This window comes from Brevibacillus sp. HB1.2 (assembly GCF_013332495.1).
Taxonomy (GTDB): Bacteria; Bacillota; Bacilli; order Brevibacillales; family Brevibacillaceae; genus Brevibacillus; species Brevibacillus porteri.
This window is the reverse complement of sequence record NZ_JABMIU010000012.1, coordinates 138,021-159,823: the sequence shown is the minus strand read 5'-3', so window position 1 is coordinate 159,823 and position 21,803 is coordinate 138,021. Positions and strand designations below refer to the sequence as shown.

Genomic DNA, 21,803 nt, shown 5'->3' with positions numbered 1-21,803 from the left:
GGTAATAGTTTATCATCCCGCGGGATTTCCAAGATTATTCCGGATGTGACCGCCCCTGAATGGAGTTACGATGAAAACGTCTCGATAAACCGATTCGCCGCTTTGGACAGATGGCGTCCAGACTGCCAGACGACAGCAGCGGAGGAAAAAATGGAAGTTCCGGAGAGTCGAATCCCGCGAATTTGTTCGCTCTGATGAGTTTCCCATGCCGAGATAGGGACGATGGAGGAACCGACCGAGGAGGCGACCATGCTGACGATGAGAGAGATGTCCGGGCACTCGCAGATCACGTGCGGTTCCACGCCTAGACGGGAGAATTCCTTGATAATCAAGTCGTAGATGCCCAATCCTGGTGTGCTCGGCATGATGAGTGGAAGCTCGGCGATCTCGCGCATTTCGATTTCCTTGCGATCGGCATAGGGGGAGGTGGCCGGAACAATGAGCACAAAATCCTCTTCCTCCAACGGAATCATGGTGCAGTTGTTCAAGGAGTGGGGGAGGCGTACGATAGCGACTTCTATGGTTCTGCGCTCCAGCCACTGATTGAGAAGCTGCGTATCGCCTTTCCAGATTTTATACGTAATGAGCGGATATTTTTGCTGAAACACACGAATTTGTTCTGGCAGGCGATAGGCCGAAAGTGCACTGACACCGATGGACAACGTCCCCCGAATGCCTTCGCCTGTTTCTTTGACCTCAGAGAGAGCTTCCTCCATTTGATGAACGATATTGAGCGCCTGCTTATAGAGGGTGGCGCCTGCTTCTGTCAGGACCATTTGTTTGCCCGAGCGTTCAATGAGCATGACCCCGAGCTCTTCCTCCATTTGTTTCAGTTGCTGACTCAAAGGCGGCTGGGCCATATTCAGTCTTTTAGCCGCTCCTGTTATCTGACCTTCCTCTGCTATGGCGATAAAGTAACGCAGTTGCCGAATATCCACACGCAATGCCTTCTTTCCTTACGAGAATGGATCCATATGAAAACGATATGAAAATTAGATTTTATGGATATTTTTCATATTGATGAAGCTATGATAGCATGTTTTCTGTGAATCTTCACTTCATGGAAAAGACATAAAGGAAAGAAGGGGAAATCCGTGCGTACGTGGATGGAAAAGCTATTTCACCTGCGCGCTTACGACACGACGTTTCAAAGGGAACTCATCGCCGGATTCATTGGCTTTGTCACCATTGTCTACATTGTTGCCGTAAACGCTTCGATTTTAAATGATGCTGGAATACCGATGGAAGCAGGCATTCTGGCGACTGTATTGACGGCATTTATCGGGTCACTTCTTATGGCCTTTTGGGCAAATGCTCCTATTATTCTGGTTCCCGGTATGGGGATCAACGCCCTGTTTACGTATACGTTATGCCAATCGATGGGCCTCACTTGGCAGGAAGCATTGGCTGCTGTTTTTGTTTCTGGTCTGATTTTTACTGTGATTGCCTTTACCAAGGCCGCAACGATATTGTCCAATGCGATTCCCTCTTCGCTAAAAGAAGCGATTACCGTAGGGATTGGGTTGTTCTTGACCTTCATCGGTCTGCAAAAAGGCGGGCTGATCGTCATGAACCCGTCTACATTTGTTGCGCTGGGTGACTTGTCCAGCCCGCATGTGATCGTCACGCTGATTACTTTGATTGTTACGTTGATTTTGTTTGCTCGCAATGTGCCAGGCAACTTCTTGATCGGAATTGCGGTTGGTACAGGACTTGGCTTTTTGTTCGGGATTGTCGAGCCAGGAGGGGGAGGAACGTTTTCGTTCGCGGATTACGGAAGCGTATTTGCGGGTTTTTCCTTTTCTGCTATTTGGGCGTTGCCATTTTGGATCGCGACCTTCTCATTGGCGATGGTCATCGTCTTTGAAAATATTGGCTTGATTCATGGGCATACCTCGATGCTTGGACAGCCGCAGAAGTTCGGCCGTTCGCTGCAAGCCAATGCGTTGTCGGCTGCCATCTCTGGCATTTTGGGAACCAGCCCGACAGTTTCGACGGTGGAGACCGCGGCAGGAATCGCAGCAGGAGGACGGACGGGGCTGACCGCACTTGTAACAGGCACCTTGTTCTTGCTCTCGCTCGGTTTGCTGCCTGTCATTAAAATGATTCCGGATGGAGCCATTGCGCCAGTGCTCATTATCATCGGCGCACTGATGCTGCAAAATGTACAGAATATCAATCTGAAGGACTTCTCGGAAGGCTTCCCTGCCTTTTTGATCATCGTGATTATCCCGTTGTCCTACAGCATTGTAGATGGAATTGCGTTTGGCTTCGTGGCGTATCCGCTCATGAAGCTCGCATTGGGCAAACGACGCGAAGTGCCTGCGCTCATGTACGTTATCGCGGGATTGTTCCTGCTGAATCTCATGCTGCCGATATTCGCATAAAAGAGTAGTTTTCCCTCGACTTCGGTCGGGGGTTTTTTGTTCTGTTCTCTAGAAAGTGATGCAAGCAATGTGAAATAATGGATGGAAGGTTATAGAACAGGAGGCTCTTCCATGATCCATGAAATGACGTTTCAATTACGTACTACTGATTTCGCCAAAGGACTAGCCTGGTACCAGAGCTTTTTGCAAAGAGAGCCGGATTTTGTTCCTCATGAAGGATTTGCTGAGTGGGAAGTCCTGCCTGGTTGTTGGCTGCAGCTGGCAGAGGGGACGCCAGCGGAAGGAAGCGGTCCCATGCGATTTGCCGTGGTCGATATCGAGACGGAAAGAGAAAGACTGATCAAAGAGCTGCAAATCGAACCGTTTGAAATTTTCCAACGGGAAGAAGTACCGGTCAAGTGGGGGACGTTTGCCGATCCATGGGGGAATCGCATTGGTCTTTTCGAGTACTTGGATCCTACTGAAAAAGAGGAAAAGTTAAAAAGGCTTGCGAAGCTATAGTAAAGTAAAACCTCAAAAACAATGAAAAAGTCCCTTGCCAATGAGAGCGGCAAAGGGACTTTTTGTGGAGAGATGTGGATAGATTATCGTTTTACAAACGTAAACGCTTGTTTTACTTGGTCCAGAGACATCATCAGAGGGATGAATTTCTTCCCTTCTTTGCTTGCTGGGTCAAATACGGTGTCTTGTGGCAAGCTTGCTACATATACCGTGTTGGTTGCTTGGTTACGTGCAATTTCGTAGCCGACTGGTGGCTCGTCCGGGTTGTTCAATTTCTTCCAGTCATTCAGGTCAAACGCGGTGATAACCACAACAGGTGTACGATCTTCGGCTTTCTCAGCATTGAAGATGAAGCGGGTTACACTCTTTGCTTCTGGCAAGTATTCGTCTGCATTTGGGCCAGTTTTTTCTTCAACTAAGATGTTGCCGTTCCAAGATTTTGGACCTTTAAAAGCAAAGGCAGAGTCTTGGCTTTTGAAAGTATCATGATAGACTTCGAGAGGTTTTACAGCTGGTTCGAAGTTGGCACTCATCAATTCCCATTTGGTTTGGTTCCACTTCCATTTGGATTTGAGGTAGCCGCGAACATCTGCATTGTAATCACCAGTCAGACGCTCTGTGCCTTCCAGTACGTAGAGACCATTTTTGTTGAGATCGATTGGTTTCAGTTCTACGAAGTCCGCTCCGACTACACCTGCTTTGTTTTTATCCAGACCTGGCAGGCCGAGTTCTTTCGCTTTTCCATCCTTAATGTTGTAGATGTGATTGGTTGTGTAGCCACCGCTTCCGCCAGTGCTTGCAGTAACCATGATCTCGCCTTTTTTATCGTAAGTGAAATCTTGAACGGAGAGCTTCGGCTCGTAGCCGTCGTCCTTCACGTCGATGTTAAAAGATTTCTTCGTTTTGCCATCTGTTACTTTGATAGTGAGGTCCTTCACGTATGGGCTGTTTTTCTCTTTTTTCCCGTACAGAACGACTGTGTCTGCGGTCTTGTCACCCGTTACGTCTGCTGTTTTTTTCGTAATCTCTTGCAAGCCTTTTGGTGTAGCAGTTGTGTTGCTTGCATCTGCTGTAATTGCATACCCTCCAGTGAAAAGTACGGAAGTAAGTACAGTTCCTGTTACGAGTTTGTTCAAGTGTTTCATGTGTTTCATGTGATGAATCTCCTCCCCAGTCTTGCTGACTGATCATGATGTAATGTGTAGTGTGCTGTATCTAGTGCTTGTCCTTGCTACACGTTCATTATGTACGATAGTGTGGATGCATTGGTTACAGACTATCGACATAAATCCTACAAATCAGTAACAGGTAAATGTTAGTGGGCTAGGAGGTTGCTCGCTTCTAGGATTAATGACCGAGAAAATATATTTGATTTTAGACAGACCTGTCTGTATACTAAGTCCAAGGAGAGCGGATGCTCCTCCACCAATATTCAACAAACGAAGGGAAGATCGACCATGAGCAAAGACATTCGACCACCGTTTACAAAGGAGTCTGCATTGGCAAAAGTGCAGTTTGCTGAGGATGCCTGGAATTCTCGCAATCCGGAGCGGGTATCTTTGGGATACTCCGTTGATTCCAATTGGCATAATCGCACAGAATTCTTTACCGGCCGAGAGGCTATCAAGACGTTTTTGACAAATAAGTGGGCTAGAGAGCTGGACTACAAACTTAAGAAGGAACTTTGGTGCTACACGGACAATCGGATTGCAGTGCGTTTTGAGTACGAATATCGTGATGCAAATACAGGTCAGTGGATGCGATGCCATGGAAATGAATACTGGGAGTTTGCCGAGGATGGCCTCATGAAGAGACGGGATATGACGGGGAATGATTTTCCTATCAAAGAGGCGGATCGTAAATTCAAATAATGGTTTGAACTATAAAAAAGAAAAAGGATGATAAAAAATGAGTAAAGACATTCGACCACCGTTCACACTTGAATCCGCGTTGGCAAAAGTAAAATTTGCCGAAGATGCTTGGAACTCTCGCGATCCGGAACGCGTGTCACTAGGGTATACCGTTGACTCCAACTGGCGCAACCGCACAGAGTTTTTTACAGGTCGCGAGAATATTAAAGCTTTTTTGACGAAGAAATGGGCAAGGGAGCAGGACTATAAACTCATGAAAGAGCTTTGGTGCTACACGGACCACCGGATTGCGGTTCGTTTTGAGTATGAGTACCGTGATGCAGAAACTGGTCAATGGATGAGATGCCATGGGAATGAGCTTTGGGAGTATGACGAAGACGGTCTTATGAGAAGACGAGATATGAGTGGAAATGATTATCCGATAAACGAAAATGATCGGCGTTACAAATAATCCTCGGGAAATAGCAGCGTGTTCCTGAACCACCGGAAATGAGGTGAAAACGATGACAGTATATTACAAAACAGAAATTGTGGACGGTCTCGCCATTTTTTATCGGGAGGCTGGGAATCAAGAGAATCCGACCATTTTGTTGCTCCATGGGTTTCCATCTTCTTCTCACATGTACCGCAACTTAATTGCCGAGCTCTCTAATGAATACCATATCATTGCACCTGACTATCCTGGTTTCGGTAACAGTGATCAGCCTTCTATGGCCGACTTTGCCTATACCTTCGACAATTTGGCGGATGTTATGGACGCATTTGTCGAGCAGCTCCCATTGAAGAAATACAGCATTTATGTCCACGATTATGGGGCGCCAGTCGGATTCAGATTGGCTATCAAACATCCAGAACGAGTCCAAGCCATTATCTCTCAAAACGGAAATGCATACGAAGAAGGCTTGCTATCTTCGTGGGCTCCCGTACGGACGTATTGGGAAAATCCAGCTGATGATGCCTCTATCAACAATGTTTTAGGTCTGCTGAAACCTGAGTTCACAAAACAGCAGTATGTAAACGGGACACGCAACCCGGAAAAAATCAGCCCAGACAGTTGGAATTTGGACCAATATGTGCTGGAGCGACCTGGGAATAGTGAGATCCAGCTTGCCCTGCTCTATGATTATCAAAACAATTTGAAACAATATCCGAGTTGGCATGAGTATTTCCGGACCTACCAGCCTCCGACATTGGTTGCTTGGGGAAAAAATGATATGTTCTTTGGTCCGGATGGGGCGTTGGCTTACCAAAAGGACTTAAAAGATGTTGATGTTCATCTGCTCAATACGGGTCATTTTCCTTTGGAAGAAGATTTGGAAATCAGCGTAGCGTTAATTAAGCGATTTTTAGGTGAGCGAATAAAGGAATTGGAAAGCGGCGTGCAATAACAGCTGAACGGTGACCCGTGGGATGGGCTCTTTGAAAAACTGGCTCTCTTGCGGGTCCGTTCAAAGATTTTTATAGATCATGATTGACACGTATACTCCAGTTGGATCAACAAATGAATAAAATTGGACTTTGCATACGAAAAATAGATGTAATCCACCAAAAGACTAATAATGGAGGAGCCATATGAAAGCGAGCGACCTTGTGGTGCAATGTCTGGAGGCTGAGGGAGTTGAGTACATTTTCGGCATCCCGGGTGAAGAGACTATTGATCTTATCGACTCCTTATCGCGGTCATCGATTCAATTTGTAGTTACGCGGCACGAACAAGGAGCAGCCTTTATGGCAGATGTGTATGGTCGACTCACGGGAAAACCCGGCGTGTGTCTCGCTACGTTGGGGCCTGGCGCGACGAACCTGATTACAGGTGTGGCTAATGCTCACTTGGACCGCTCGCCATTGATTGCCATTACTGGTCAGACAGATCGTAGCCAGCTGCACAAAGAATCACATCAAAATATAGATACGATACAATTATTCAAAGGAATTACAAAATACAATCAGCAGATTTCATCCGCTCACACAATTCCAGAGATTATCCGTAAGGCGTTTGCTCTGGCAACAACCGACAGTTTTGGCGCTGTGCATCTGCAGCTGCCTGTAGATGTTGCTCGGGATACGGTAGTCGGCTCACCACTTCCCATTGGAAGAAAAGCAAAAGTTTGTCCCGACAAGTCCTCGCTGCACACAGCCGCACAGTTAATCATGGAGGCAAAGAGACCAATCATCCTAGTAGGCAACGGTGCGGTTCGTAGTCGAGCGTGGAAAGAAATTCGACAATTAGTAGAGAAAGCGAATTTGCCATTGGTCAATACTTTTATGGCCAAAGGTTTTCTGCCTTTCGATCACCCGCTGAATCTGTTCACAGTCGGCGGAAGTTTCGATCCTGATGGTTTGCTTCCTCTGCATGAAGCAGATTTGGTAATCGCCATTGGATTTGATTTTGTTGAATTTGATTCGAAATTCTGGAACGAGGATAAATCGCGTAAAGTACTGAGTATTAATACCACCTACGCTGAAACTGATGCTCATTTTCCCGTTGAATTAGACCTTGTGGGTGATTTGCGAGAAACGATTAAGGCATTATCGAACCTGTTAAATCGGAGGCCCGAACCTGTAGACTATGAGAAGATTCGTGTACGTAGAATGAAGAAGTTGCGGGCCATCCCATCAGAACAGGATCTGCCTCACAAGGTGATGTGGACCTTAAGCAAAAAGCTGCCGAAGGAAAGCATCGTGATTTCTGATGTCGGCTTGCATAAGATTTGGGTATCATTCTGGTACCAGCCAGAACTTCCAGGGCAAACGATTATTTTCAACGGTCTTGCATCAATGGGAGCATCGCTGCCTGGCGCTTTGGCAAGCTGCTTGGTCAAGCCAAACTGTCCTGTGGTTATCATAACGGGAGACGGTGGCTTTCTAATGAATGCTCAGGAGCTCGAGACCGCAAAGCGCTTGGGTCTGAGCTTTACTATCATCATCTTTAATGACCAGCGGTATAGCTTAATAGAGAAGCACCAGTGCAATGCCAATCTAGCGGTTACACAGATTTCTTTTACCAATCCGGATTTTAACCTTTTTGCCCAAAGCTTTGGAGTTGCGTACAGACGTGTTACAAATACAGAGGAGTTTCCTCAAGCTCTTACAGAGGCAGTAGATAGTGGAGAACTGAATTTAATGGAGATCGTTATAAGGAACCCAATTAGAGAGATAAAATAACGTTATTCGCAGAAAAAAAGCCGAAAAATTAAATTTGAAATTATATATACTTGTCTGTATAGTAATGGCGAGGAGACAGAAGGATGAGGGGGGACCAAATAATGAGTGACTTCATTTTAGAACAATTAGGATTTGCTCGACGTCAAACGATTAATTATGTGAGAGAAATGAATGACCGCGATGCTGAAATCATTCCTGTTGGGTTGAAAAATAGCATAAAATGGAATGTAGGACACATATATGTCGTTCAAGAAAAATTCGCTTTTCAACTTTCTGGAAAAGAAGTTCAAATGCCCTCGAATTTCAAGACTTTATTTGACCCAGGAACTCAGCCTTCTAACTGGGATATTAAACCTCCAGCATTGTCAGAGCTGATTGAACTATTGACGGCGCAAATGCTAAGGATCGAATCGACACTTTCGAACAATTTGAAAGAAGCGGTAGAGCCTTCCTATAAATCATCTACTGGACTTTCTTTCACAACAGTTGAGCAATTACTTGGCTTTTCCCTATACCATGAGGCAATGCACTTTGCAACGATCAAAAATATTGGGAAATTAATCGCCAACCTTCGCGTTCATTAATAGAGGAGGAGAAGGCATGAGACAAAGAAAAAAAGAGCAAATACTGGATGTTGCCTCATCCTTGTTTTATAAACAAGGAATTACTGCTACGGGGGTCGATCAAGTTGTAGCAGAATCCGGAGTAGCCAAAATGACGCTGTATAACAACTTTCCTACTAAAGAGCATTTGGTGATAGCTTATCTTGAGACAAGAGATTCCCTTTGGAGAAACTGGTTCGAAACTACAGTTTATAAGAAGGAAGTTACCCCGTCGGAGCGTTTGGTTGCTCTATTTGATACATTAGAAGAGTGGTTCTTGCAACCTGACTTTCGTGGGTGTTCCTTCATAAATACGGCTGCAGAATTTAATGAACCTACTCATTCGTTCCATCAAGTATCTTTAAGACATAAGTCACTATTAAAAAATTTTATCAAAAAACTTGTTCAAGAAGCTGGAGTACGGGAGGAAGAGGAACTAGCCAATGCGTTGTATCTTTTGATAGAAGGCAGCATTGTTACTGCAATGATCGAGGGAAATCACGAAGCAGTTCATCATGCTCGCAAAACGGCTCAGAAGCTCGTAAGTATCTTTCTAAAAGAAGCATCAAGCGGCGTGGAAGAGGGTATTCATTAAAAATCGGCGGACATCGATTTTTATTAATGCCATATCCATAAATGGTAGTTTTTACATTGCATTCAGGATAAAATCGACTAGAGGCCTATGCATTGTGATACTGGCCTCTAATAGTACCCATTGATAAGACCATCGCCCTTAGTGATGGCTTTTTTGCTCTGGCTTTTCATTGTTGATAAAATAAAAGAATGCAAGTAAAATGATTGAATGCTCAAAACGGGCCGCGGTTCGTAAACTCCCGCGTTATCAAAACTAGGAGGAAATCATATGTTTAATTTTTGGATCGGAGTGCTTTTTGCTCTGGTGAACTTCGGGCTGTTCCTGCTCTGCTACCGACTGTTCGGCAGAATGGGACTGTACGCGTGGATCGGGATGGCTACCGTGCTAGCCAACATCCAGGTGGTCAAAACAATCGAGATGTTCGGCTTGGTCATGACGCTCGGCAATACGATTTATGCTTCTATTTATTTGGTAAGCGATCTATTGAACGAGAAGTATGGGGAAAGAGAAGCGAAAAAAGCCGTATGGTTCGGCTTCTTTACCTTAATTGCGGCAACGATCATCATGCAGCTTGTGCTGGTGTTTGAACCACAGGAAACAGATATTGCCCAAGGTTCCTTAGAGACGATTTTTGGCTTGATGCCAAGAGTGGCATTGGGTAGCTTGTGTGCGTATTTTGTCAGCCAATTTGTCGACGTGAAAATCTATTCGTGGCTGAAGCAAAAATGTCCAGGTCGTAATCAGCTCTGGATTCGCAATAATGGAAGCACGCTCTTCAGTCAATTGCTCGACTCGGTCACCTTTTGTACGATTGCCTTTTTGGGAGAATTCCCGATGGACGTATGGTGGCAAATCCTGTTGACTACCTACCTGATCAAGTTTGTCGTATCGGCAGCTTCGACGCCGGTTCTTTATATCGCACGCAGCATGAAAGTGGACGAAAGCTAATTGACAAAAACAAAGAAAAACCGCCAAGGACGATGGAGCTTGGCGGTTTTTGTTTTTACAAGTTTAGAAGGATTATACAAACTTTACATCAAATTTACATAAGGTTCAGGTTATACGTTTACCATTTCATAGTAGATACTTCCGAATGATGTGAGGAGGAATGATGCAAGAATGTTGAAAAAAAGAAGAAATGCTTCCAAATGGCCGAAGCTGGCGCTAATGGCCGCGGTCATGATGGGAACCGTTTTACCGACCGGGTGGATGCCACAGGCAAAAGCCGCGCGGGCTGATCATGTGGTGATCAGTGAGGTGTATGGGGGTGGGGGAAATTCTGGCGCTCATTACAAGAACGATTTCATTGAGCTGTACAACCCGACAGATACGGCTGTTTCGCTTGTAGGGTGGTCTGTTCAGTATGCTGCTGCTACTGGACCCAGCTGGAACAAGACCGATTTGACAGGAAGCATAGCTCCCTATGGGTTTTATTTGATTCAGCAAGCAGCAGGAACGGGCGGTGTAGCAGACCTCCCTGCTCCTGAGGTTACGGGAACGCTTGCAATGGCTGGAGCACAAGGAAAGGTCGCATTGGTTAGCCATGCTACGCCTTTAACCGGGGCGGATGTATCCTCTCAACCAGGTGTTGTAGATATGGTCGGATACGGAGGAGCAAATTCATATGAGGGCAACTCTCCTGCACCAGCTACTTCAAACTCGACCAGCACCCAACGCATAAGTGACGCCAGCGGTATCGTACCGAACGGAGGAAATGGCTGGGATACCAATAACAATGGCAACGATTTTATCACAGGAGCACCTACCCCGAAAAACGCACAAAGCCCAGTAGAACCGCTGCTACCAACAGATGCGACCGAAAAGCTGAACGCTACAGAACTTATTTTTGATCATACTGATCCTATCCAAGCAACAATTCGCGGCTATGTCGGTCAAGGGCGGACTATTAAGGTTTATGCGAGTCAGCCTACAGGAACAGGTAGCGACACTCCTTTGGCACAACAAGATTCGGATGCTTCCGGGTTAATCGAGCTGACTTTTACCAATCCCGATCCAAATGCGCAGGGAGTCTATCTGACTGCAACGGAAGGGAGTAAGAAAGAGAGCACGAGCATCGAGCTGAGGCCAGCGGTAGCCAGCTCAGCTTTGATCCAGGGAAAAGTCAGCCTGCAAGCCGTGAATGGTGTGGGCGAGCTGCGAGGAGAAGCTGGAGCGGCAGCAGGGAATGCGAAACTGCGCGCATACGATCCGCAAAAACAACCGCTTTTGCTTAGTAATAAAGAAACAGGAATCGCACAGGCAAACGGGTCATTTTCCTTTACGATTCCAAACATCGATCAGCTGGATCATATTCTCGTAACGCAGCAAACAGCTGGGGAATATGGCAAGTCGTTTGAGAGTCAGGAAGTCAACATCACCAAGTCAGCCTTGGGTTCGACGACGATTGCTGAAGCAAGAAACACCCCTGTAGGAACGAACGTGATTGTCGTTGGAACGGTGACGGCGATGTTTGAGGCGGGCGGACAAAACAACGTCTATTTCCAAGACGATACGGCGGGACTCGTCCTTCGTGCGCCAGGATTGACTGGCAAAATTGAAGTAGGAGACAAGATTCGCGCTACCGGAAAAATGAATGACTATAATGGGCTGGCACAGCTCGAAGCAGCTACTAGCAACGTGGAAATCGTGCAGAAGCAGGTTGGCGTGCCTAATCCACAAGTGGTGATTTCTACTGATTTTGCGGCTGCTACAGGAGAGTCTTTGGAAGGTAAGCTGGTGACGGTAAAAGTAGTCACCGTCAAATCAGTAACGAGCGGCAATTATACGCTGGAGGATCAGCACGGCAAGTTTGTGTCTCGTCCTGCTGCCACTCTTCCGCTTCCAGTGAACAAGAGCTATGCCGCTATTACAGGCGTGGTCAACTACGATCGCAATGAATACAAGCTGGTTCCGCGCACTGCCGCTGATCTCGTAGAGGACGAGAATAAAGTCCCTATGGTTACAGCGAGCCCAGCAGGTCCTATGGTGACACAGGGAACAAAAGTCACGCTTTCAACGACGATGGCTGACGCTACGATCTTCTATACGATAGATGGTTCGACACCAAGCAGGGATAGCCAGAAGTATACGGGTCCGATCCAGATTGATGCGGATACGACCGTTTCAGCCATAGCCGTCAAGGATGGTTACACAGACAGCAATGTAGCGACCTTCCGCTACATGATTCAAAAAGAAAACATTCGCATTCATGACATTCAAGGAACGTCGCACCGATCATCGATGGCCGATGGAACAGTGAATAATGTTCCGGGAATCGTAACGGCTATCGTCAGAAGCGGCAGCAATGTACAAGGCTTTTATATGCAAGACCCGCAACCGGACGCAGATCCATTTACCTCGGAAGGTATTTATGTTTATGAGCCAAAAGCAGCGGTCAGCCCGGGCGATGAAGTAACCGTTAGCGGAACCGTCAAGGAATACGTGCCATCGAACAGAGCGGGTACAGACCTCACGCAGACGCAAATTGATGCGACCAACGTTGTGATCGGCGCTAGACAGGCACTCCCAGACCCACTCATCCTGGGCAAGGACAACTATGAATATCCGAAAGGAATCATCGACAACGACAGTCTCGGTAAATTCGATCCAGACCAAGACGGCATCGACTTCTGGGAAAGTCTCGAAGGCATGCTGGTGCAGATCGACAATCCAATCGTAGTTGGCGAAACCAAGACATTTACCAATCCACGTGCAACGGAATTTGTCGTCATCGATGATCAAGCCCATCCGAGTCAGCCACGTACACCAGCCGGTGGAGTGGTGCTAGCGGCAAATGATTTTCACCCTGAGCGTATCACGGTATCGGACAAACTCGAATCGATTACCGGAGAGGTAAAAGTCGGCGACAAATTTGACGGCCCACTGGTAGGCATCATTGACTACAGCTTTGCGAATTACAAGCTGTTCCATACAAAACCATTTACGGTACAGGCAAGCCATTACGAGCAGCCAGTGACGAGTATTTCCCCAAAGGAAGACAAGCTGACAATCGCTTCGTACAACATCGAGAATTTTTCGGCTAATACCGATTCTGCCAAAATCAATCGCATCGCCGAGACGATTGTGGACAACATGAAGGGGCCGGATATCATCGGTGTGGTGGAAATGCAGGACAATAATGGGCCAACGGACAATGGGCAAACAGATGCTACACAGTCTGCGGACGCATTGATCAAAGCGATTGAAAGCAAAAACGGCCCGACTTACCGATACACCGATATTGCGCCACAGAACAATCAAGATGGTGGACAGCCAGGAGGAAACATCCGTGTCGGTTTCTTCTACAATCCAGAACGGGTACAGCTGGCAGAAGGAACGCCAGGAAGTGCGACAGATGCGGTGCAAATCGAGAAAAGAGATGGCGTGGCGCATCTTTCTCTCAATCCAGGGCGGGTAGATCCGACAAACGAGGCGTTTGCTTCGAGCCGTAAGCCACTGGCTGCGGAATTCGTTTTCCAAGGTGAGCCTGTCATTGTCATTGCCAACCATTTTAACTCCAAGGGTGGAGATCAAGCGCTGTTTGGAAAAGATCAGCCGCCACAGCTGGTGAGTGAAGTACAACGCATGAAAATTGCCCGTGTGTTAAACAACTTTGTAAAAGAAATCCATGCGGCGGAAGCGAAAGCAAATGTTGTGGTGCTGGGTGATCTCAACGATTTCCCGTTTTCGAATCCGGTGCAGGAATTGGCAGATGGCGTTTTGACCAATATGGTGGAGACACTGCCAAAGGGTGAGCAGTATACGTACGTGTACCAAGGGAACTCCCAAGTCTTGGATCAAATTTTGGTCAGCAACCATTTGGAGGACGACACGAAGGTTGATATCGTTCACATCAACGCTGGCTTGACTGAGAGAGAGGGACGCGTGAGTGATCATAATCCTGTCCTTGTACAGCTGGACTTGAAGGATCGTGGCACGCCGGAAAGAACAGCACAAGAAGTGGCAGAAAGCATTACGCAGCTCACACAGCCAGCAGCGGGTGAGACGCGCTTGAAGCTGCCAGAAGTACCTTCAGGCTTTACCATCGCGATCAAGTCGTCTAGTGATCCAGCGATCATTGCGCAGGACGGCAAAATTACGCCGCCAAATCGCCAGACGAATGTAGACCTGATTTTGGAGGTCACACGAACATCCGACCAATCGACAGCAGTGACGAAAGCATTGACCGTGCTGGTTCCAGCTAAGCCGGACTCACCACCGCCAGTTACACCGCCGGACAGAACACCGACACCGGACTCGCAGCGAGATTTGAATAAGCAAGCAGCTCAGGTCATCTCCGCAAGTAACGAGGAGAACGCCATTTTAGGACAGGTGGATCAAGTACTCAGCCATCTGGAAAAACTTCTAGATGCCCAGCAGTGGACGCCGACTGAGAAATGGGAGACAGTCACTGATACGATCGCGACTGTACTCGAGGCAGTGGCTGAGCAGGCCGAGCGAGGAACCATCAGTGAAGAGGCACTCCAAGATGTGACCAAGAGCTTTTTGGACAAAGCATTTGACCCGCTTACAGAAGAGGGCATCGAGGATGAAGAGATTGCCCGTCTGGCACTTGCCTCCTTGACGAGCTTGGCGAAAACAGCGCTGGAGCCGCTCGATGAAAAGGATATTTCCAAAGAGGTAGCCAAGCATGTCCGTACACTGGCGGAAAAGCTTTTGAAAAAGCTTGGCACTATCGTCATTGAAGATGGGGATGAGATCAAGGCAGATGACGAACAAGTAGATGAACTTCTGGACATACTCGGGGAATTCATGAAAGCAATCGAGTCCGTGAAAGAAAAAATCGGCTTTGCTCCGGTGTTGTTCATTCAGGTGGAAGAAAGCGATGACGATGCGAGCGACACGCGTTCTCGCAAGGAAGAATCTGATCCGACGGTGACGCTGGAACAGCAGCTGGTTGAACAATTGAAGAAAAAAGAGGTAGGCATCCGTGTAACTTTGGACAGCGAAGCATGGGTAGAGGTGCCGGGTGCATACTTTGCTGCTGAGCGTGCACGAGAGTTTGCCCTCTCCCTGACAAAAGCAAATGAAAACGGCTGGAAGGGCGTGCCGAACCCGGGTGAAGCTTATCAATTGCAAGCGTGGAGCAAGGGTAAAAAGCTGACAAGCCTCGGAAAAACAGGCTTTACACTCGGGCTACCCATCGCTGAAGATGCAAGCGAAAAGCTCCAAGCCTACTCGTACCGGAGTAATATGTGGAGGCCAGCTATAGGACTGAAAGGAAAACCAGTCAAAGTGGTAAAAGAAGGCGATGTAGGGATCTTTACAGTAGTGACGGCTTCCTCTTATGTAGTCGGTGAGACTGCCCTGAAAAGAATCGAGATCAAACCGAAGTCTCTCAAACTAGCACAGGGTGAGGAAGCACAGCTCGAAGTTACAGCTATTCTCGGGAACGATGCAGAAGAAGACGTTACGGATGCAGAAGGAATCGAGTTCAAATCGAGCAAGCCCGATCAGGTAGAGGTGGATGAAACAGGTCGGATTCTCGTTTTGGAGGATGCCAAACCAAAGACGAGAGTAACCATCACGATCAGCTATGCTGGCAAGACAGCCAATGTAACCGTTACGGTTAAGTAGCAAGAGAAAAAAACGGGTTGGGAGATAGCTTCCCAGCCCGTTTTTTGTTGTGGAAATGGATTAGATACGTGCCATCCCCATCACTTTTTCAACTTTGTACAGCATCTCGTTCGCGACCTTATTCGCTTTGTCTGCCCCGGCAGTCAGGATATCATCCAGCTCAGAGGAGTGGAACAGCTGCTCGAAGCGTTCTTGAATCGGACGCAATGTTTCTACGACAACTTCTGCCAACTCGGTTTTAAATGCGCCGTAACCCTTACCCTCGTACATCGCTTCGATCTCATCCAGAGTTTTTCCGGAGCAGAGGGAGTAGATGGTCATGAGGTTAGAGACAGCAGGCTTTTCTGCTTTGTCATAACGCACAACGCTGTCGGAATCCGTTTGCGCGCGCTTGATTTTTTTCGTGATGGTGTCTGCATCATCCAGCATGGAGATGAAGGCACCTTGGTTTGGATCGGATTTACTCATTTTCTTGGTGCCTTCAGCCAGGGACATGATGCGTGCCCCAGTCTCCGGCAGGCGAACTTCTGGAATGGTGAAAATGTCACCATAACGGTTGTTAAAACGAGCGGCTAAATCACGAGTCAGCTCCAGATGCTGCTTCTGATCCTCGCCCACAGGGACGAAATCAGTGCCGTACAGCAAAATATCAGCAGCCATCAATGGAGGATAAGCCAGCAGACCGCCTGGAATGGATTCGCCGCGTCCATCGGATTTGTCCTTGAATTGGGTCATGCGCTCCAATTCACCCAAGTAAGAGGTACACAGCATGATCCAGCCGAGCTTGGCATGAGCCGGTACTTCCGATTGGACGAACAGCGTCATTTTGTTCGGATCGAGGCCAACGGACAAATAGAGAGCCGCGAGACGACGGATGTTTTCGCGCAGGACAGCAGGCTCTTGTGGAACGGTGATCGCATGCTGGTCTACGATGCAGTAAAAGCAGTTGAACTGATCTTGAAGCGGAACGAAGTGCTTCATTGCGCCCAAGTAGTTGCCGAGTGTCAGAATGCCGCTCGGTTGAATGCCGGAAAAGATGGTTTTCATGGGAAAGCTGCTCCTTTCAATGTTAGATGCGAGTTTAGAAAGTTGAGTTCAAAAAGTCGACTTTTCGATGCCACATAAGCTTTCAGGACTACTTCGTGATCAAAAGTCGATTTTTTGAATGTCCGCTTTAGAATACAAAAAGGTCCATCCGCCCTGGACAGGGACGAATGAACCGTGGTGCCACCCTTGTTATTTCACGTACGGAATCATCCATACGCAAAATCTCTTTGATCCGTACCGTTTCTGTGTCAGACAGCTTGATACGGTGTCCATTGTAACGTACGGACGTAACGCCAAAGCCTACTGCCGCCATGAGAGCGGGTTCGGTTTGGAGCTCGGAAGCCCATTCATCATTTCCTTAACACTGATTCGCACCAACCATCAGCTCTCTGAAGTCTCGAAAAATGACTACTCTTCTTCCTCATTGCCATCAAATGATACCCTTTGAGCAAACATTTTACATAGAGTGGAATAAAAAAGCAAGTGGGTATTGACAAGGAAATCCAAAAGATGTAAAAGTAACTCAAGAGTTATATAACTTTCGAGTTACTTTTGGAGTGAGAAAATGACCAATGACAAATTGTCGAAAGGGGAGCAGAGTCGCGGTCGGTTACTTGCGGCGGCAGCTTCTGAGTTCGCGGCAAAAGGCTTTCATCGTACACGGGTGAGTGACATCGTGAAAGCAGCAGGCCTGACACAGGCGTCGTTTTACCAGTATTTCGACAGCAAGGAAGGCTTGTATCAGCAGTTGACGGACACATTTGCCACCAAGCTGTGGGAATTGGCGGACAGCGGTCAGAAGGTAACGGTCTTGACGAAGGCAGATGTCTTCGGTCAAGTACGGGAGAATCTGCTCGCCTTGTTCCGATTTTTTCAGGAGCAGCCTGAATTGACCCGGATCGTACTGTATCAGGCGGAAGAGGGCGAAGAGCTGCATCGTAAGCTGGCTTCAATTGTTGCTGTCAACCTGCGAAAAAATCAGAGTGCTGGGCACGTCCGTGTCGAGTTGTCTGTGGAGGTGGCGGCAGAGGCAATGATCGCAGTCGTAGACCGTATGACGACGCGGTATTTGCTGACGGGCGAGAAAACAGCGGAGCAGCTTGCGGACGACGCAGTATCTTTTTTGGCATATGGAATTTTGCAGGCAAACGAATAGGAAGAGGGTGCTTGTATGCTGGAGCTGTCCCATCTGATTTGGCTGTTTTTAGTCGTTTTCATGGTTCATGATTTCGAGGAGATCGTGATGGTAGAAGGTTGGGTGCGAGCAAAAAAAGACCTCATTAGACAGACAATGCCAGAACGGCTAATGAAGATGATGGAGCCTTCGCTTTCGATGAGTACAGCGCAATTTGCGGTCGCAGTCTCTTGTATTTTCGCCGTTTTATCGGTAGCGGTGATCCTGACTGTCACGACGCTTTCGACTGGAACGTACCTCCCGTTTTTTCTAGTTTGTCTGCATGTGATGTTTCTCCATGTTTTCATGCATGTTGGTCATACCGTTGTCCTTCGCACGTACACACCTGGTGTGGTGACGGCTGTGGCATTCGTTTTGCCATATAGTTTGTATACGTATGATCGATTGCTTGAGGCTGGGCTTGCGACGTGGCCGTTGATATGGAGCACGTTGCCGTACAGCTTGCTGATCATTCCTGTTTTATACGCGGCACACCGGATTGGGGAGGCAGCAGGTAAAGTGATCCCCCGATGAGAAAAAGAAAGGGAGTATGTTATCCTAGTAGTGGTTGTTCAAAAAGTTGTTTTTTTGATCACAGAAGCAGTCCACAAGTAGGAAGAGATTGGTGTGAAAGAGGGAATTTTGTTGAAGCTGCGACTAGGCGTAATAGGCGCGGATGATTCACTTGCCATCATCGAATCAGTCATGCGAGAGTTTCCCGAAATTGAATACTTGCCGATTGTCTATTGGAAAGAAGAAGAAATCCTCGGTCTGATCTTGCCGCATGTGGATGAGGTGGATATGTGGCTTTTCTCCGGACAGGTCCCTTATGCCATGGTGAGCGAGTCAGGCAAGGTCCAAGTGCCGATGGCTTATGTGCCTCATCTCGGTGCGAGCTTGTACAGAACCTTGCTTCATCTGTCCCATCAATTGGGAATTCGGGTGGATGAAGTGAGCTTTGATACATTTTCACCAGAAGAACTGGAGCATTTTATGGACGAAGCGGGTATCGATGGTGGTTACAAATGGCTCAAGCATTATGAGGGAGCAATCTCAGCGGATGAACTGGCCGATTACCACGAACAGCTTTGGAGAGCAGGCAAGACTAAGGTGGCTGTCACCTGCTTGCGGACAGCAGATGTAGAGCTGGCACGGAGAGGTGTCCCTGTACATCGGGTCGTGCCGACACGTGCAGGCGTGATTTCGGTTATTCACATGCTTTTGCGTACGCACGAAATGCTTCACTTCAAAGATACCCAAATTGCCGTGCAGATGATGGAGATCGATCCATTTCGTGAGCTTGCCGGTGGCAACTTTTCCACAGATGAATGGCAAAATGCCGAGATCAAGACGATGGAAAAGCTGTTGCGATACGCGAAGTATTTGCAAGGCTCACTGAAGACAGCAGGTCCCGGACGATACGTCATTTATACAACGCGGGGTAACCTGCAAGAAGTGACTCGTGACTATGCGACCATGCCGGATTTGGAAGAGCTGTTTGGCATTCGTGCTGATCTGGTGACGTGCGGAATCGGGATCGGCAAGACCGCTTATGAAGCAGAAATCCACGGGGGCGCGGCTTTGTTGCACGCCAAAGAGCGCGGTACAGGAAACTGGATGGTCTTCTTTGATGACAAAAGTGTCGTGGGGCCGCTTGGCCGTGCTGAACAGATCACCTATCGGTACGACTCAGAAAAGCTGCAAGAGCTCAGCCAGCTTACCTCTCTCAGTGTCATGACGCTCGCCAAGCTCTACTCCATACTCAAAAAGCGAGGCTCTCAGGAAATTCATGCGACAGAATTAGCCTCGTATCTACAAATTTTGCCACGAAGCGCCAGACGCATCCTGATTGAACTGGAGTCAAAGGGACTCGCACAGGTGATCAGGGAAGAAAACCCGCACCCGCGGGGTAGACCGCGCAAGGTGTATCGGATCGTATGGCAAGGGCAATTGTAATAAATTTACCAATTAATCATTTCTTTCGGGAAATGATTTTTTTGTCGTTAAAAAATTGTTCTCAAATTCACATTTATGACAAATAATAAGAGATGTAAACAACTATGAACTTACATAAAAAACAATATTTTCCAAGGAGGAGTTAACAAGTATGAAAAAATCGGTTTTTGCAGTAACACTCAGCTTCGCATTAGGTAGTTCTACCTTCCTGCCGCTAGCTGCGCAGGCCGAATCCGAAAGCATCGTCTATAGCGCTGAGTGGGATACCCCCGAATTTATTGGAGAAGAGTTCGAGGCAGAAGATCTGGATGGCGAAGACAAAGTTTGGGGATTCCTGGAGCAACATCAAGATTCCTTCCGCATTGACGGAGAAGTGAGAGATCACTTTAAAGTGCTTGATGAAGTGACAGACAGAGAGACAGACATGACTCACTACCGCGTACAAGAAATGTACGAAGGCATCCCGGTCTATGGTTATCAGCAGACGATTCACGTAAACGAGGATGGAAATGTAACGGCATTCCTCGGTAACTACGCGCCTGACCTGTCAAACAATGATAAGCTGACGGAAAAACCAAAACTCAAAGCAGATAAAGCGGTTAAAGAGGCCATCAAGGATTTGGAGGATGAGATTGACAAAGAAGTGAAGAAGTTCGAGGTGAAGCCAAAAGGGAACCTCTATATCTACATCCACGAAGATGAATCGTATTTGGCTTACGAAGTGGAGCTGAATTTCCTCGATCCGCAGCCAGGGCGTTGGAAGTATTTCATCGATGCAAACACTGGTGACGTGATTAACAAATACAATATGCTCCATGAGGTTACAGGAACGGGTACGGGGGTACTTGGTGACTCTAAGTCCTTCGAAGTAACGAAAGTAAGCAATACAAACTACACGGCGAAAGATACGACTCGCGGTAAGGGAATTGAGACGTACAATGCACGGAACAGATACACCCTCCCAGGCACGCTTGGCTCTGATACCGATAACAAATGGACAGATGGAGCACTTGTAGACGCGCATGCCTATGCACAGAAAACCTACGATTACTACAAAAACGCACATAACCGCAACAGCTATGACAACAACGGTGCGAAATTGATTTCTACTGTCCATTACGGTAGCAACTACAACAACGCATTCTGGAACGGCGTGCAAATGGTATACGGGGATGGAGATGGCAGCGTATTCCGCCCATTGTCTGCTGGCTTGGATGTCGTCGCACATGAATTGACACATGCCGTTACAGAAAAAACAGCTAATCTGATCTATCAAAATGAGTCCGGTGCGTTAAATGAATCCATCTCTGACATCTTCGGGGCAATGATTGACAACGATGATTGGCTCATGGGTGAAGATGTATACACACCTGGAACGCCTGGCGACGCACTGCGCTCTCTCGAAGATCCAACAGTTGCTGGTGATCCTGACCACTACAGCGATCGCTACACAGGTCCAAATGACAACGGAGGCGTACACACTAACAGCGGTATCAATAACAAAGCAGCATATCTCCTCGCAGAGGGTGGTTCACACCACGGTGTAACGGTCACAGGCATTGGTCGCAATGACACAGCAAAAATCTACTACTACGCCCTAACAAACTACCTCAATCCAAACTCTAATTTCTCCGCTATGCGACAAGCAGCTATTCAATCCGCAACAGTTCTTTTCGGTGCTAATTCCCAACAAGTAGAATCAGTAAAAGATGCGTATGATGCAATTGGAGTGCAATAATCAAATAAAGTATTTTGTTACACGAAATATTTGTCATACTATTTGAAAAATTGCTTTGCTCCTATTGTGGGGCAAGGCAGTTTTTTGTATGTTGAGACAGCAGTGCATCTAAAGCAGAGAAATTTAATTGTAATAAATTTACAAAAAATAGTTTTCAAATTCAGAATTAT

At 47.2% G+C, this 21,803-nt stretch carries 17 protein-coding genes and 1 other annotated feature; of the genes, 14 read left to right on the top strand and 3 right to left on the bottom strand.

What is annotated here, in order from left to right; all coding sequences use genetic code 11:
- Positions 1 to 65 precede the first annotated feature (65 nt).
- Complete coding sequence (locus HPY28_RS23235; RefSeq protein ID WP_174231500.1) at positions 66 to 938, bottom strand: LysR family transcriptional regulator; 873 nt, start codon at positions 936 to 938, stop codon at positions 66 to 68.
- A 168-nt stretch (positions 939 to 1,106) separates the two neighbouring features.
- Between HPY28_RS23235 and HPY28_RS23230 the strand changes: the two genes are divergently transcribed.
- Both HPY28_RS23230 and HPY28_RS23225 read left to right on the top strand, forming a co-directional pair.
- On the top strand, positions 1,107 to 2,387 hold the full coding sequence (locus tag HPY28_RS23230) for an NCS2 family permease (RefSeq protein ID WP_217444877.1): 1,281 nt from the start codon (positions 1,107 to 1,109) through the stop codon (positions 2,385 to 2,387).
- 111 nt (positions 2,388 to 2,498) lie between these two features.
- Complete coding sequence (locus HPY28_RS23225; RefSeq protein ID WP_017247342.1) at positions 2,499 to 2,888, top strand: VOC family protein; 390 nt, start codon at positions 2,499 to 2,501, stop codon at positions 2,886 to 2,888.
- Between the two features lie 83 nt (positions 2,889 to 2,971).
- Here the strand turns inward: HPY28_RS23225 and HPY28_RS23220 are convergent, their stop codons facing one another.
- On the bottom strand, positions 2,972 to 4,042 hold the full coding sequence (locus tag HPY28_RS23220; RefSeq protein ID WP_069846179.1) for a hypothetical protein: 1,071 nt from the start codon (positions 4,040 to 4,042) through the stop codon (positions 2,972 to 2,974).
- A 303-nt stretch (positions 4,043 to 4,345) separates the two neighbouring features.
- Here HPY28_RS23220 and HPY28_RS23215 point away from each other — a divergent pair, with 303 nt between their 5' ends.
- The 8 genes from HPY28_RS23215 (at position 4,346) to HPY28_RS23180 (ending at position 15,718) form a co-directional block, all read left to right on the top strand.
- Positions 4,346 to 4,759, top strand: coding sequence for a nuclear transport factor 2 family protein (locus HPY28_RS23215; protein WP_106839119.1), 414 nt, complete (start codon positions 4,346 to 4,348; stop codon positions 4,757 to 4,759).
- A gap of 37 nt (positions 4,760 to 4,796) precedes the next feature.
- Positions 4,797 to 5,210 (top strand): nuclear transport factor 2 family protein, encoded by a 414-nt coding sequence (locus HPY28_RS23210; protein ID WP_174231498.1) that lies wholly within the window; start codon positions 4,797 to 4,799, stop codon positions 5,208 to 5,210.
- A 52-nt stretch (positions 5,211 to 5,262) separates the two neighbouring features.
- Positions 5,263 to 6,147, top strand: coding sequence for an alpha/beta fold hydrolase (locus HPY28_RS23205; protein ID WP_174231497.1), 885 nt, complete (start codon positions 5,263 to 5,265; stop codon positions 6,145 to 6,147).
- Positions 6,148 to 6,331: 184 nt separating this feature from the next.
- Positions 6,332 to 7,924, top strand: coding sequence for an acetolactate synthase large subunit (locus HPY28_RS23200; RefSeq protein ID WP_174225402.1), 1,593 nt, complete (start codon positions 6,332 to 6,334; stop codon positions 7,922 to 7,924).
- Between the two features lie 101 nt (positions 7,925 to 8,025).
- On the top strand, positions 8,026 to 8,508 hold the full coding sequence (locus HPY28_RS23195; RefSeq protein ID WP_173623141.1) for a DinB family protein: 483 nt from the start codon (positions 8,026 to 8,028) through the stop codon (positions 8,506 to 8,508).
- A gap of 16 nt (positions 8,509 to 8,524) precedes the next feature.
- Positions 8,525 to 9,121, top strand: coding sequence for a TetR/AcrR family transcriptional regulator (locus tag HPY28_RS23190; protein ID WP_017247335.1), 597 nt, complete (start codon positions 8,525 to 8,527; stop codon positions 9,119 to 9,121).
- Between the two features lie 267 nt (positions 9,122 to 9,388).
- Positions 9,389 to 10,069, top strand: a complete 681-nt coding sequence (locus HPY28_RS23185) for a queuosine precursor transporter (RefSeq protein WP_174231496.1) — start codon at positions 9,389 to 9,391, stop codon at positions 10,067 to 10,069.
- A gap of 171 nt (positions 10,070 to 10,240) precedes the next feature.
- Positions 10,241 to 15,718, top strand: coding sequence for a chitobiase/beta-hexosaminidase C-terminal domain-containing protein (locus HPY28_RS23180; protein ID WP_174231495.1), 5,478 nt, complete (start codon positions 10,241 to 10,243; stop codon positions 15,716 to 15,718).
- 60 nt (positions 15,719 to 15,778) lie between these two features.
- On the opposite strand, the gene trpS is transcribed toward HPY28_RS23180, so the two are convergent.
- Complete coding sequence (gene trpS, locus HPY28_RS23175) at positions 15,779 to 16,765, bottom strand: tryptophan--tRNA ligase (RefSeq protein WP_069846170.1); 987 nt, start codon at positions 16,763 to 16,765, stop codon at positions 15,779 to 15,781.
- 156 nt (positions 16,766 to 16,921) lie between these two features.
- Positions 16,922 to 17,199 (bottom strand) — a binding site (T-box leader).
- 131 nt (positions 17,200 to 17,330) lie between these two features.
- Between trpS and HPY28_RS23170 the strand changes: the two genes are divergently transcribed.
- The 4 genes from HPY28_RS23170 to HPY28_RS23155 all read left to right on the top strand — a co-directional run bounded on the left by HPY28_RS23170 (position 17,331) and on the right by HPY28_RS23155 (position 21,633).
- Positions 17,331 to 17,921: a TetR/AcrR family transcriptional regulator gene (locus HPY28_RS23170; RefSeq protein ID WP_173623137.1), complete on the top strand. Its 591-nt coding sequence runs from the start codon at positions 17,331 to 17,333 to the stop codon at positions 17,919 to 17,921.
- 15 nt (positions 17,922 to 17,936) lie between these two features.
- Positions 17,937 to 18,473, top strand: a complete 537-nt coding sequence (locus tag HPY28_RS23165) for an HXXEE domain-containing protein (RefSeq protein WP_174225405.1) — start codon at positions 17,937 to 17,939, stop codon at positions 18,471 to 18,473.
- 93 nt (positions 18,474 to 18,566) lie between these two features.
- The gene (locus HPY28_RS23160) at positions 18,567 to 19,895 is read left to right on the top strand and encodes a helix-turn-helix domain-containing protein (protein WP_371813533.1); all 1,329 of its coding nucleotides are present in this window, start codon (positions 18,567 to 18,569) and stop codon (positions 19,893 to 19,895) included.
- Positions 19,896 to 20,046: 151 nt separating this feature from the next.
- Positions 20,047 to 21,633, top strand: a complete 1,587-nt coding sequence (locus tag HPY28_RS23155) for a M4 family metallopeptidase (RefSeq protein WP_017247328.1) — start codon at positions 20,047 to 20,049, stop codon at positions 21,631 to 21,633.
- Positions 21,634 to 21,803 lie beyond the last annotated feature (170 nt).

Bases quoted from the DNA above. Each gene is read 5' to 3' on its own strand.
- HPY28_RS23225 (WP_017247342.1), top strand. From the start codon at position 2,499: ATGATCCATGAAATGACGTTTCAATTACGTACTACTGATTTCGCCAAA.
- HPY28_RS23155 (WP_017247328.1), top strand. From the start codon at position 20,047: ATGAAAAAATCGGTTTTTGCAGTAACACTCAGCTTCGCATTAGGTAGT.
- HPY28_RS23230 (WP_217444877.1), top strand. From the start codon at position 1,107: ATGGAAAAGCTATTTCACCTGCGCGCTTACGACACGACGTTTCAAAGG.
- HPY28_RS23220 (WP_069846179.1), bottom strand. From the start codon at position 4,042: ATGAAACACATGAAACACTTGAACAAACTCGTAACAGGAACTGTACTT.
- HPY28_RS23180 (WP_174231495.1), top strand. From the start codon at position 10,241: ATGTTGAAAAAAAGAAGAAATGCTTCCAAATGGCCGAAGCTGGCGCTA.
- trpS (WP_069846170.1), bottom strand. From the start codon at position 16,765: ATGAAAACCATCTTTTCCGGCATTCAACCGAGCGGCATTCTGACACTC.
- HPY28_RS23195 (WP_173623141.1), top strand. From the start codon at position 8,026: ATGAGTGACTTCATTTTAGAACAATTAGGATTTGCTCGACGTCAAACG.
- HPY28_RS23210 (WP_174231498.1), top strand. From the start codon at position 4,797: ATGAGTAAAGACATTCGACCACCGTTCACACTTGAATCCGCGTTGGCA.
- HPY28_RS23215 (WP_106839119.1), top strand. From the start codon at position 4,346: ATGAGCAAAGACATTCGACCACCGTTTACAAAGGAGTCTGCATTGGCA.
- HPY28_RS23200 (WP_174225402.1), top strand. From the start codon at position 6,332: ATGAAAGCGAGCGACCTTGTGGTGCAATGTCTGGAGGCTGAGGGAGTT.
- HPY28_RS23170 (WP_173623137.1), top strand. From the start codon at position 17,331: ATGACCAATGACAAATTGTCGAAAGGGGAGCAGAGTCGCGGTCGGTTA.
- HPY28_RS23190 (WP_017247335.1), top strand. From the start codon at position 8,525: ATGAGACAAAGAAAAAAAGAGCAAATACTGGATGTTGCCTCATCCTTG.
- HPY28_RS23185 (WP_174231496.1), top strand. From the start codon at position 9,389: ATGTTTAATTTTTGGATCGGAGTGCTTTTTGCTCTGGTGAACTTCGGG.
- HPY28_RS23205 (WP_174231497.1), top strand. From the start codon at position 5,263: ATGACAGTATATTACAAAACAGAAATTGTGGACGGTCTCGCCATTTTT.
- HPY28_RS23165 (WP_174225405.1), top strand. From the start codon at position 17,937: ATGCTGGAGCTGTCCCATCTGATTTGGCTGTTTTTAGTCGTTTTCATG.